Annotated in this window: 10 protein-coding genes; all 10 read right to left on the reverse strand. The window is 30.5% G+C overall.

The window, feature by feature from the left end; translation table 11 throughout:
• Positions 1 to 349: 349 nt before the first annotated feature.
• Positions 350 to 1,486 (reverse strand): UDP-N-acetylglucosamine 2-epimerase, encoded by a 1,137-nt coding sequence (gene neuC, locus NEH75_RS04230; RefSeq protein WP_262940827.1) that lies wholly within the window; start codon positions 1,484 to 1,486, stop codon positions 350 to 352.
• Between the two features lie 2 nt (positions 1,487 to 1,488).
• Positions 1,489 to 2,532 carry an N-acetylneuraminate synthase gene (gene neuB, locus NEH75_RS04235; protein ID WP_237257727.1) on the reverse strand — a complete coding sequence of 348 codons (1,044 nt, stop codon included), beginning with the start codon at positions 2,530 to 2,532 and terminating at the stop codon, positions 1,489 to 1,491.
• A gap of 25 nt (positions 2,533 to 2,557) precedes the next feature.
• A complete protein-coding gene (locus NEH75_RS04240) occupies positions 2,558 to 4,030 on the reverse strand; it encodes a sodium:solute symporter (RefSeq protein WP_262940828.1) in 1,473 nt (490 codons plus the stop codon).
• Positions 4,031 to 4,041: 11 nt separating this feature from the next.
• Positions 4,042 to 4,737: a cytidylyltransferase domain-containing protein gene (locus tag NEH75_RS04245; RefSeq protein WP_262940829.1), complete on the reverse strand. Its 696-nt coding sequence runs from the start codon at positions 4,735 to 4,737 to the stop codon at positions 4,042 to 4,044.
• A 9-nt stretch (positions 4,738 to 4,746) separates the two neighbouring features.
• Positions 4,747 to 6,153 carry an oligosaccharide flippase family protein gene (locus tag NEH75_RS04250; protein WP_262940830.1) on the reverse strand — a complete coding sequence of 469 codons (1,407 nt, stop codon included), beginning with the start codon at positions 6,151 to 6,153 and terminating at the stop codon, positions 4,747 to 4,749.
• Positions 6,154 to 6,157: 4 nt separating this feature from the next.
• Positions 6,158 to 7,171: a glycosyltransferase family 52 protein gene (locus tag NEH75_RS04255; RefSeq protein WP_262948566.1), complete on the reverse strand. Its 1,014-nt coding sequence runs from the start codon at positions 7,169 to 7,171 to the stop codon at positions 6,158 to 6,160.
• A 136-nt stretch (positions 7,172 to 7,307) separates the two neighbouring features.
• The gene (locus NEH75_RS04260) at positions 7,308 to 8,153 is read right to left on the reverse strand and encodes a phosphorylcholine transferase LicD (RefSeq protein WP_212724106.1); all 846 of its coding nucleotides are present in this window, start codon (positions 8,151 to 8,153) and stop codon (positions 7,308 to 7,310) included.
• A 29-nt stretch (positions 8,154 to 8,182) separates the two neighbouring features.
• Positions 8,183 to 9,193, reverse strand: coding sequence for a glycosyltransferase (locus tag NEH75_RS04265; protein ID WP_262948567.1), 1,011 nt, complete (start codon positions 9,191 to 9,193; stop codon positions 8,183 to 8,185).
• 22 nt (positions 9,194 to 9,215) lie between these two features.
• Positions 9,216 to 11,297 (reverse strand): DUF6077 domain-containing protein, encoded by a 2,082-nt coding sequence (locus NEH75_RS04270; RefSeq protein ID WP_262948568.1) that lies wholly within the window; start codon positions 11,295 to 11,297, stop codon positions 9,216 to 9,218.
• Between the two features lie 45 nt (positions 11,298 to 11,342).
• Positions 11,343 to 12,323: a glycosyltransferase gene (locus NEH75_RS04275; RefSeq protein ID WP_262948569.1), complete on the reverse strand. Its 981-nt coding sequence runs from the start codon at positions 12,321 to 12,323 to the stop codon at positions 11,343 to 11,345.
• Positions 12,324 to 12,458: the final 135 nt, after the last annotated feature.

Raw genomic sequence — 12,458 nt, forward strand, 5'->3', positions numbered from 1 at the left:
ATCTAGCTGAACGGGAACAATGATTGGATTCTCTTTCATAAAAAAATTGACCTCCTTTTCTTTGATAGCTTCATTTTAGCTCAAAGTTGGAGGTCAAAATAGACAGGTTTATATTACCCGCTTACGCAATACCACTTAAAATATCAAGCTCTTTTATTTTTTTTATAGTCAATCTCCCCTTCATGTATATCTAAAGTTTATGGCATAGTCACTCTAGGCTCTAAGCTAATATTTAGTTTCTTTATAATCACAATTCTATCATGTTCATTTTCAAGTGATATTTTATTTCACCTTATAATCTAAACCTGTATCAATGCTATTTATAAAAAAATATCATTAAAGGTTAATTTTAGAAATCAATATCATTAAATCGTTTTTGAATTTCGGTTGTCCAAACCGTTGAATTATTGAGGATATCTATAAACTTTTCATCACTTTTTCCATCTCCAAAATATGAGGCACAATCCGGATGAATATGAAGAGCAGCTTGGATCGAGCTTAAAATTTGATCCGTGACTTCATCACAGTGAAGAATATTGATTGTCTCTTCACTATAACGCCCACTTTGACGGCATCCTAAATCAATCGCCATCTTTCCATAAACACACGCTTCACGAATTCCCGAGCTTGAATTCCCAATAATGAAGTCACAGTTTTTTAGTAATGTTAAGAAATATTCAAAACGCATAGATGGATAAACTAAGAAGTTTGGATGAGTTTCAAATCGCTTATACTCTTTTAAAATAATGTCACTTCCATGATCGTTATTTGGATAAATCACAACATATTGTCTACCCGATTCAATAACGGCATCAACGACATTTTTAACCTTCTGTGGTAAGTGATCCACTTCTGTGGTCACTGGATGATACATTAAAATACTAAATGTCTCAAATGGAATTTCATATTTGTCTTTTACTTCATCCATGTTTGGCAAAGTATCTGAATACATAATATCTAAATCAGGTGATCCAAAAACAAAGACTGATTCTTCTTTTTCTCCTAATTGTAAAATACGTTTTTTCGCTTCATCATTCGCTACCAAGTGGAAGTGAGCCATTTTTGTAATCGCATGACGAATCGATTCATCAATTGTTCCTGACACTTCTCCACCTTCAATGTGCATGACTTTGATGTTATTAAAAGCTCCAACGATAGCTCCTGCTAAAGCTTCTAAACGGTCCCCATGAACCACAATTAAATCGGGTTTTACTTCATCGCAATAATTACTCAATCCTGTAATCGTGTTACTAAGTGAGATATCCATTTGGTCATGTGAACTTGATTTTTGATTAATATATTTATAAATATTTTTGAATCCATCTTTTTCTACTTCATGATAAGTTGATCCGTATTTACTTAACATATGCATTCCGGTTACAAAGACGTGTAATTCAAAATGTGAATCTGTTTCAACCCTTTTCATTAATGATTTTAATTTTCCATAATCAGCACGTGTTCCTGTTAAAAAAAGTATCTTCTTCATTGTTACGCCTCCAAATCAGCCCATGAAAGATGCTCATCACATTCGATATCTTTATTGATGACACGCCCCATTAATGATTCATAGTGTTCAGCTTTAATTTCACCTGTACCTGGACGTTTTACCCAAATGTTATCATGAGTTAAAACATCACCTTTTTTTAACTCTTTTGTTGTTACAACTGTGGCAAATGCAAAATCAATGGTCACTTGTTCTTCTTTAGCTGCTTCTTTTTTTCCACCACGCATTTGTTGGATTTGAGCACTTCCATCAATGAGTTCTTTTAATTCTTTTGGATCCATTGAGCAAATGATGTCTGGTCCTGGACGGTCTTTTGAATCTGTAAAGTGACGTTCTAAAACTGATGCCCCTAAAGCTGCTGCTGCTAAACAAGCGTTGTTGTTTATCGTATGATCAGATAACCCAATGATGGCATTAGGGAATTCATTTTGTAATTCAATCATTCCACCTAAACGAACTAAATGAGCCGGTGTTGGATAAAGATTGGTACAATGTAATAACGAATATTTAACCCCGTGTTTCTCCATGATTTCAACTGATTTACGGATACTTTCAATATCATTCATTCCCGTTGATAAAATAATTGGTTTGCCGTATGAGGCAATTAAATCGATTAATGGATAATTATTACATTCTCCTGAACCAATTTTATAGGCTTGAACCCCCATACGCTCTAACCGCTCCGCTGCTGCACGTGAAAATGGAGTACTGATGAAAATCATTCCTTTAGATTCAACATATTCTTTTAATTTAATCTCATCTTCCTCATTTAAAGCACAACGTGCCATGACGTCATAAATTGAAACATCTGTATTTCCTGGAATCACTTCTTTTGCGGCTTTTGACATTTCATCCTCAACAACATGTGTCTGATGTTTAATTACTTCCGCACCAGCTGCATAAGCCGCATCTACCATCTCAAACGCTGTTTTTAATGATCCTTCGTGATTAATTCCAATCTCGGCAATAACTAATGGTGCATAATCTTCACCAATTTTTCGATTTCCAATTTGCATATAGTTTTTCATTCCATTCATCTCCTATACCCGTCTATTAACAATTTTCTGATTTTTGCTTTTTTATACCTAAATGAATTAAGCTAATAATGTATCCAATAATACATGAGACTCCAATTGAAATAATTGCATAACTCCATGATGTAACTTCTGGATGATTATACTTTAAGCTAATCACAATAATAGCAGATGTAAAAAATCCTGCATAAGCTCCCATACTTGTCGCCTTTTTAGTGATAACTCCTAACACAAAGATTCCTGCTAAGACTCCTAGTACTAATCCCATAAAACTATTAAACCATTCATATGCCGATTTAATTTCTCCATTCGCTAAAATCATTGAAACAATAATCGCAATAATACCAACACCAAGTGAAACTAACTTTGCAATCTTTGTTTGTTTTTCTTCAGAGATTTGACGATTAAAACTATCTTGAATATCTAGAACCCAACTCGTTGCCACAGAATTTAACCCCGTTGATAACGTTGATTGAGAGGCAGCATAAATTGCAGCGATTAAAATTCCTGAAACTCCAATCGGTAACTGATAAACAATAAACGATGCAAAAATTTGGTCTTGATGTGCTGTTTGTAATAATTGTGGATTTTGATGATAAAAAACAAATAAAGCTGTCCCAATTAGATAAATAACCGTTGTCGTTCCGATTGATAAAAATCCATTTCCAAATGTCATCTTGCGTAATTCTTTAATATCTGTTGTTGTTGTAAAGCGTTGAACAACATCTTGACTTGAAATGTAAGAAGAAAACGTATTAATTCCTGCTCCAACTAAAATAATGAAGACACTTGATTTTAGAATATTCGGATCAAAAACAACTTCATTTGGAGCTAAAAATTTACCATTTTGTAATGTGGTAAAAATCGTTCCTATTCCACCATCAATTGAGAATACTAAATAGATTAACGTGAAAACAACACCTGCAATTAATACTAATCCTTGAATAAAGTCTGTCCATAATACTGATTTTAATCCACCACCATATGAGTAAACAATTGCAATAATTCCCATAATGATAATTAAAACATTAATATTAATCCCAACTAAAGGAGCTAATACAACTGAAGGTAGGTACATAATAATTGACATACGCCCGATTTGATAAATAATGAATAATAAAGCTCCTAGTACTCGAAGCCCTTTACTTTTATAACGAAGTTCTAAATAATGATAAGCCGTATCAATCTTTAGCTTACTATACACGGGTAAAAATAATCGGATGGTTAGTGGAACAGCAATGAAAATTCCTAATTGAGCAAACCATAATACCCAAGTTCCATTATAAGAGTTTCCAGCAATTGATAAAAAAGAAATTGGACTTAGTAAGGTAGCAAAGATTGAAACTGATGTCACCCACCACGGAATCGTTCCATCTCCTTTAAAGTATTCCTTTCCTGTCATCTTTTTCTTAGAAAAATACATTCCTGCAAATAAAACTGCAGCTAAATAAATGATGACAATTGCTAAGTCAATCATTGTAAAACCGCGCATTAAATTTCCTCCTAGTTATCTTCTAACATTAATTCTGCAATTTTTAAATCTAATAATTCATCAATATCAACATCATACTCATGTGCCATTTCATATGGAATGATATTATCATTTAAACTTGTTGTTTCATTTAAATTTTCATCAATTTTATTAATATAAATTGCTCCATTTACTCGATAAAAATCAGGGAAATCTTGACGACGAACCGTACTTGAACAATTTAATAAATTTTGAAGTTTTCCATCTTCACCAATTGTACGAATTAATACTGGATGCTCTTTAACCTTTGAAACACTAACTAATGACTCAGCTTCTAACTCTAACATTTTCTCAATTGCTTCATCAATATGGAATGGCTTTCGTAATGGTTGTGTTGGTTGTAATAAAACAAGATAGTCATAAGAATCTCCTGCTTTTTTTAATGCTTCAATACAGTGCAATACGGCATCAATCGTTTTTGCTGTGTCTGATGCTAAGTAATCAGGTCTTAAGAATGGGACATCTGCTCCCCACTCCTTCGCTACTGCTGCAATATCTTCTCCATCTGTTGAAACAACGACGCGATCAATATATTTTGATTTTAAGGCGGCGTCAATTGAGTATGCAATTAATGGTTTTCCTTTTAAATCGATAATATTTTTATCTTTAATCCCTTTACTACCTGCACGGGCTGGAATCAAAGCGAGGAATTTTTTATTTGATTTCATATTTTTCTCCTATTTTTTTATTAATTTAAGTTGATTTCTTTTCATAACAAAATAATACAAATACAGTGAATATACTATAATAATACTAATACACAAGATGCATCGAATAATAAAATGATGAATAGCTAAATAAGTCACTAACATACTTATGAAGATAGCGAATATACTTATCCACATATAATAATCTGGAAAATCTCGATGCTTCATTCCTTTTACAACGACAATATAGTGGAACATTAGCATTAAGAAGTATGAAACAGCTGTTGTAAATGAAGCACCTATAATGCCGTACTTCGGAATAATATAAATATTTAAGACAATATTTACGATCGCCGCTAGTAAAGTAGCAATTGGAATAATGGTTGTCTTCTCTTTTGCAAACTCATAATTAACATAAAACCCGTAAAGAAAAACAAAGAAATAAGCAAGTACAATTAATGGAACAGAATAAATTCCACTTTCATATTGCTTACCTCCTAAAACTAGTGTTATTTCAGGAGACGCTAGTAAGAATAAGGTCGTTCCAACGGAAAAGAAGATAATGTACTGTTTAGCATAAACCTTAATTAAATCATAGCATTTTTCTCTTAAATGATCGAAATACCATGGAACCCATGCATTATTAATTGACGTCCAAATCATCTGAACAATCGCTCCTACACTATATATTACGCTATAAATAGCAACATCAATATCTGTTTTGAAGTAAGCTAGCATAAAACGATCAGCCACATTTAACACCTGATGAGATAAAACATGAAAGATTAATGGTAGTGATAGCTTTAGACCATGTAACCAATCCTGCTTTAAAGATTTAACATTAACTCTCTTAACATATTTTATAAAAATATAACTAAAAACAATAGTGTTAGCTAATGTACTCGCCATCACCATCGCGAAATACGACTGATTTCTCATCATTAACACAAAGCTAACTGATAATAGAACAGTTAATAAGGTGAATACTAAAGAGAAGCATAAATGCTTCTTCGGTTGTTTCTTAATAATTAACTCGGAAGTGTAAATGCTCACAACAACTCCAATAAATGCTTGAACTAACATCATTACACCATACATTAAAGATGGCACTTGTAAGACATTAATCAAACTTGGGATGATTACTAAAGCTCCTAAGCATAAAAGTAAAATAATAAACGGAAAAATTGATATATTAGCGACATATGATTCGAATTCTTCTTCACTTCGACTATTATAACTTAAATTGACCGTTCCCTGAATTTGTAGTCCAATAAAAATAGTGACAATTGATAAACTTGCCGTAAATAATGAATATAATCCATAATCTTCTGGAAGCATCAACCTTGTATAAATCGGAAGTGTAAAAAAGGAAATTCCTCTCAGTAATAGTGTTCCTATAAAATAAATGGCACTTGATTTTATAAAGTTATCTTTCATAATTTCATCCTATTTTCTCTAGTTTATTCATCCTCTTATTATAGCGGATAATTCCAAATTGATTGACTAAGGCTGGATGGCACTCAGTTCCGACAAATACTAGTTCACTTTCTGAATCTAAGTAATCATTAGCTGCTGTTGAAAATAACGTAATCACTTTTTTAAATTGAATCTCATTAAAACGTAGCAACTCAGCTGGGAACGGTTCTGATAGCACATAACTCTTTGGAAAATGTTTTTTATAATCTGTGACCTCGCGTGGATGAACTTTAATTAATAATAAGTCTTCATCCATGTCTTTAACAATTTCTTTATAAAGATTAACCTTCTCTTCTTCAGTCATTAAACAGTCTTCAGATAATGGTTGAGTGAGTAATAAGTATGGATAATCTTTCATTTCCTCTATTTTTTCTAAATTGAAGTTGAAAATATTCAAGATTTTTTCCTTTTCATCTAATGACTTATTACGCCATAAATCCTTTAAATTAATAAGATGCACTTTATCTTCAATGCAACTTGGAATTTCTGCTAATCCTGTTAAATAAATATCTTTTACATTATCATCTAAACCAAAGGTCTGGCGAATTCCAAAAACTTTATATAAAATACGATAAAATAAACTAAGATTTGTCCAATCTTTAATTTCTGTATAATTAGCCAATCCATCTTCAAGCAATGTAAAAGGATAATGGGAAACAAAATAATTACCTCCTGGGATATGATCCTGGCCAAAAGCTTGAACTATCTCCTTTTTATAGGGCTTAATCGCTTTACCAAGTATTCGATTCAAAGCTAAAACCGCACCTAACTCACTTAATTTTCTTAACAAATAAGATTTCTTCTTTAACTTTTGATTACTCATCACATGAAAGTTTTTTGGTAAGTTTTTTGTAATACTCGGGTTGATTCCATCTGAAATAAAAAAGTAAGTTTCATCCACCTGATTTGTAAAGTTTAATAAATATATTAATAAGCAGTAGGGGGAATCAAAAATACCAATATATTTGATAGGACTCATTCTTCTTCACCTTCTTTTGTTCAACAGTATATTACAAAATTTTAACATCAATCGATAACATAGTAAATGCCTATTAGCGATATTACAAATTATTCAACAATCAAAAAGGTGTGGCATTAATCTCACACCTTTTCGACTATTTATTCGCTTGATACTCAAAACTAATAATCGTATCTCCATGTCCTGTTCGTTCTGATTCCTTCGGTAACTTCATAAAATCTCCATAAAAGTTTGTTAAGTAATCAATATACTTTTCCGGTGCATTAAATTCCTGACCTTCAAATTCAACTCGAACAGGTTCCCCATACATCTGTGTTGGAACAATAGATTTTTCATAATTCATACTTAAGGCCTCTCCACAAAGAGGAGATTTTTTTTCTTGTAAGTCAATAATTTTCTGAAGTATCCTTTTTTTCACTGCTCTCTTTAATTTAGATGGAATAATAGAAAATCCAATATACGGAATATATAAGCACGCACGTAAATAACCTTTTAAACTTTTATTATCTTTTACCATTGATCTAATTAATGGCTCAAAGCACATGATTTGATATAAAATAATTAACACTTTTTGATAATGCTGCTTACTTTTTTTTGTTGGAATCGAGATAATTGGGAATACATCAATACAGATTCCCCAATGCATTTTTACAAAATCTAACTCTTTGTCCATAGAAGTTGTATCATTAATACGAACTTTAGCCCATGGTCTAAAGTATCCTGAATCTGTTTCTGGATTTTGTAGAAAAAAGCGTTCATCTAACTCTTCCTGACATACTTCCATAAATTTAACATAATCATCCCAAAATAATGAGATATCGATATCGTCATCCCATGGAATAAACCCTTTATGCCTAACAGCTCCAAGCAAACTTCCCCAAGAAATATAGTATTTTATATGATGTTTCTGACAAATACGATCGACTTCTTTTAAAATATCTAATTGATAAAGTTGCAATTTTCTTAACTCTTCATTTTCCATTGTTGCACCTCTCAAATTTAACGGCTGAATTACCATCTCTTAATATTTTTATTAAACTTCATTTTCACTCGATAGACTAGTAAAATACTATCAAATAAATTAAAGTAGAATAAACGTAATCCAACTACTTTTAATACTTTCATGAAAAGAGATTGATCTTTAATATTCTCCCATTTAAAGTATTTATTTTTATAGTAAGTTGGAAATTTTTCCTGTAAATATGCTTTCGTTTGTTTAATGTATCCGTGAACTTTAATCCAGCTCTTCTCCCCAACACATCTTGATAAATGACCGAAAACTAAATGCATAATACAATGATACTCAATTTCTTGGTAATGACCCTCTAATAAGTTTTTTTCCTTGACATATTCATATACATTATCAATAACTTTAAAAATATCATTAACTCGCTCATCATATAAATTAATTGAGGAATTAGAGCGTTGAACATAATAATATAACGGCATTTCATCAATCCAGCCAATTGCCTCACAATTGAAAACATACTTTAATGTTGCCTCTAAATCTTCATACCATAAATTTTCTGAGAATCTTACAGAATTATTGACCCATATATCTCTTCTAAATAATTTATTTGTTGGTCCACTATTCATACTAGTCACTGAATGTTCAACATTTTGCATCTCAGTATGTAGTAAATTTCCCGCTTCATCGACACGACTATACGGACAAATAACTAAATCTGATTGATGGTTTCTAGCATAGGTAACTAATGTCTCATACATCTTTAAATCAACATAATCATCTGAATCCACAAATGCTATAAACTCTCCACTTGATTTTGTGACACCAAAGTTACGTGCAATCCCCTGCCCCCCATTCGGGACACTATACACCTTCACTTTATGAGGATAGTTTTGTTCATACTCTTCCGCAATCTGTAATGAGTTATCTGTTGAACCATCGTCAACAATAATAGCTTCAATATTCTCTAATGTTTGAAAAACAATCGAATCTAGACATTTTCTTAAATATTTACTTGAATTATAGACTGGAATAATTACACTTACATCGTACATTCTTTTCTCCTTTAATTAAAACCTATCGTCTTTTCTTTAACTCATAAACACTAAATGTATCATTATTATAAATTTTATCATAGTACTGAGTTGTCATAGTTTTAATACTCTTTGAAACACTATTATCTAAAACAATAAAATCGATATTATGCTTTAAGAGCATCCAACCGTATCTATAAAGCTCATCTTTATAGTTTTCAGAGTTAACAACTAACTCTTCTAATGCATACTTATCTAACGCTTTTAAGCTTTCTTCCATATTTATATTTTTTAAATTTCGCTCTTCATGAATAGTATAAAACATTTCATAACTATGTGAAAAATAGTTTATTTGACGATTCACACTATAGACTAGTGGTCGATCTATGTCTTGGTCATCCGCTGATAATTCATTTGTAATATACTCATCTAAAAATTGAGCAACTTTCACTGTATCTTTTGGTAATCGATAAGCATACTCATAGTTGATTGAATCCGGTATTTTATTATAAGAGAACGTTAAATATTCATATATATTTATAACTCCTAAGAGACCACCTAATATTGTTACACCTACAATGAATTTTTTTCCATATTTAAAATGGTCCATTGCGTATAAGAAACACACAATAGTAAATGGGACAAAATATATAACATCCCTAAGACGGAAGAATACCGACCCTGTTATAAAAGTACTAATAAATGGTGCTACCAATGGATTATAGAAGAAAATGAAAAAGATAATTTGTAGTTGAATAAAGAACTTCATAGGATCTTTTAATGTTTTTACTTTCGTTATTAAATAGATATTTAAGCCTAAGAAAATTAATTTTAATGTTGTATTTAATAAAGAGAACGGCATTAAGCTATAATAAGTATTATTAAAATAATAGTCTGATAAATATTCAACGAAATAACTACTACTAATTGGTGGATTTATATAACCATAATTTGTAATAATTAATACTAGTAAAACCAATGCTCCATATCCCCAAATAACCGCCTTTTTCATATTATCATGATAAATCCATGTAATAATTTTTTCTTTTATCACTGGAACTTTATCCATTAAAAGTCCAATTAAGACTAATATTAAACCAGCAGTTGATATTTTATAGTGCCATGAATATCTTAAGAAGAAAAATAAATATAAATGTAAAGCTAGTGAGCTTTTGAATAATTCAAAAATCAGTTTTTTCTTAGCGATAAAGAGATCATATAAAATTAGAGCTGCAATAAAAAGATACCCATTAAATAGGGCAGTTGATTGTACCGCAATTGCAGCCAACCAAACTAAATTGGTAAAAACATGGCTTAATTTATTTTTGTTAAACAACTCATAGTACAAAATAATAATAAAGATAAATATATAACTTCTTAAATGTCCAATATACATATTATACTTTGCTAGGCTTTCAATTGGCCAAAAGTTAAATATAAACGCTATTACAAAGAAACAAAAAATTAAACCTTTATGTTTAATTTTAAAATAACTACATGCATTTAAAATACTCGTTGCAATAAAAGTTAACAAAATAACTGGGGCAGCCCAAACTGAAATAAGAATACTCGGTAGCGCGAATAATTGACTAATAAAACTTAAGAAAACAAAGTATGATTGGAAATTATAAAATAAATGTAGCGGGCTAATAACCCCTGTTAAAGGCGTAATCATATTAATTTGATCAGCATTTACATTATTTTCAATCCATGTAATATAAAAACTCTGATCAGAAGACGCAACATTTAATGAATTTGTGAAAAACGTTAAAGCAAGATGTAAACCACTAAATCCTATTACAATTAACCCCAAAAATAAATGTTCTCTTAAATTCTTTTCTGAAGATAAATAGGAATGATGAATTCTCTTCCAAATAAAATAAATAGTTGCCAATAAGAACAGTGTTGCCAAAATAAACAAATAAACCATACTTGCTACCTTCATGGAAACATGAAGATAAGTCATCGGGAATGAAACAAGCTGAATCATCCCAATCGTTGTTATAAAACCAATTGGAAACTTAAATTTATTCCAATATAAATATTTATTAAAAACTTGATAAATATAATTCCCTATATAGTGGAAATATACTAAGAATAGAATGATAACTAATAAAAGCTTCATCACTTTTCTCTCCCTTACTACATTTTTTAAACAATGCTAAACTTCCTATATCTTTTTACTAGTTAAGTCAAAATATAATCGATATAAAGTAAAGAACAATTTAGGACAATATTTTAACATTATTCTAAGTACTTGAAATTCTAATTTAAATGGTGTGATTAATTGATATAATTTCATTGATTTGACTTTCGAATAATATTTATTCGCTATTGTTTTATCTTGAATTCGAATATAACCTGAAATAATAACAAGTGCCATATAAGTATCTATTACTTTCATAAATGATGAATTGAATTGATGCAGCCTACTATATGAATGAATTTCATCTGAAATTTTTAAAATATCAAGAAATCTTTTTTCACCGTTATTGGCATTATTTGTAATTGAATTTAGACGCTGGAAATATTCATAGAAGTAAATATTTTTACTTATAATGCTATTGGCTAACGGAAAAGCCTTCATATTAAACTCTTCATCCTCGTGTAAAATACCTTCCATGAATTTTAATTCATTATCCTGTAAAAAGCTTCTTTTATACAAGTTAATCCAAACAGGTATAGAGAACTGATTAGTTAATAGTGCCTTACTTAAAAACTCTTGACCACTTATCCCCTCTACTTCATACTGCGGTTTATTCTTAATAGGATCTTGATCTTCATACGTGTAATCAAAATTTCCATGAATAATATCATAATCACCCTTACAATAATCTTTTAGACTCAAAAACGACTCAATATCTAGCCAATCATCACTATCAAGAAAGAATATATATTTTCCTGTTGCCACCTCTAATCCACAATTACGGGCACTTGATAAGCCACCATTTTCTTTATTTATGATTTTCATCTTTGGAAATTGCTCATTAATCTCTCTTAATATTTCTAATGAATCATCCTTAGATCCATCATTTACACAAATAACCTCCAGTGAATCATCATCCAGTTTCAACAAAGGTAATAAACATTTTTCCACTAACTTTCCTGTGTTGTAAACAGGAATAATAATACTTATATCAAAGATACTCATAACCCTCACACCTTCCTAGTTTTCTAATACTTTTCATATCCTTTTTAAAAATAATCATAAAAGTGATACAAAGAATTATTATAAAAATACTATCATTCTTAATAGCAAATATTTTTCTTCTTTAACCTCTTTATG

The sequence above is a fragment of the Turicibacter sp. T129 genome (genome assembly GCF_025594975.1).
Taxonomy (GTDB): domain Bacteria; phylum Bacillota_I; class Bacilli_A; order MOL361; family Turicibacteraceae; genus Turicibacter; species Turicibacter bilis.

Bases quoted from the DNA above. Each gene is read 5' to 3' on its own strand.
- neuC (WP_262940827.1), bottom strand. From the start codon at position 1,486: ATGAAGAAGATACTTTTTTTAACAGGAACACGTGCTGATTATGGAAAA.
- neuB (WP_237257727.1), bottom strand. From the start codon at position 2,532: ATGAAAAACTATATGCAAATTGGAAATCGAAAAATTGGTGAAGATTAT.
- NEH75_RS04240 (WP_262940828.1), bottom strand. From the start codon at position 4,030: ATGCGCGGTTTTACAATGATTGACTTAGCAATTGTCATCATTTATTTA.
- NEH75_RS04245 (WP_262940829.1), bottom strand. From the start codon at position 4,737: ATGAAATCAAATAAAAAATTCCTCGCTTTGATTCCAGCCCGTGCAGGT.
- NEH75_RS04250 (WP_262940830.1), bottom strand. From the start codon at position 6,153: ATGAAAGATAACTTTATAAAATCAAGTGCCATTTATTTTATAGGAACA.
- NEH75_RS04255 (WP_262948566.1), bottom strand. From the start codon at position 7,171: ATGAGTCCTATCAAATATATTGGTATTTTTGATTCCCCCTACTGCTTA.
- NEH75_RS04260 (WP_212724106.1), bottom strand. From the start codon at position 8,153: ATGGAAAATGAAGAGTTAAGAAAATTGCAACTTTATCAATTAGATATT.
- NEH75_RS04265 (WP_262948567.1), bottom strand. From the start codon at position 9,193: ATGTACGATGTAAGTGTAATTATTCCAGTCTATAATTCAAGTAAATAT.
- NEH75_RS04270 (WP_262948568.1), bottom strand. From the start codon at position 11,297: ATGAAGCTTTTATTAGTTATCATTCTATTCTTAGTATATTTCCACTAT.
- NEH75_RS04275 (WP_262948569.1), bottom strand. From the start codon at position 12,323: ATGAGTATCTTTGATATAAGTATTATTATTCCTGTTTACAACACAGGA.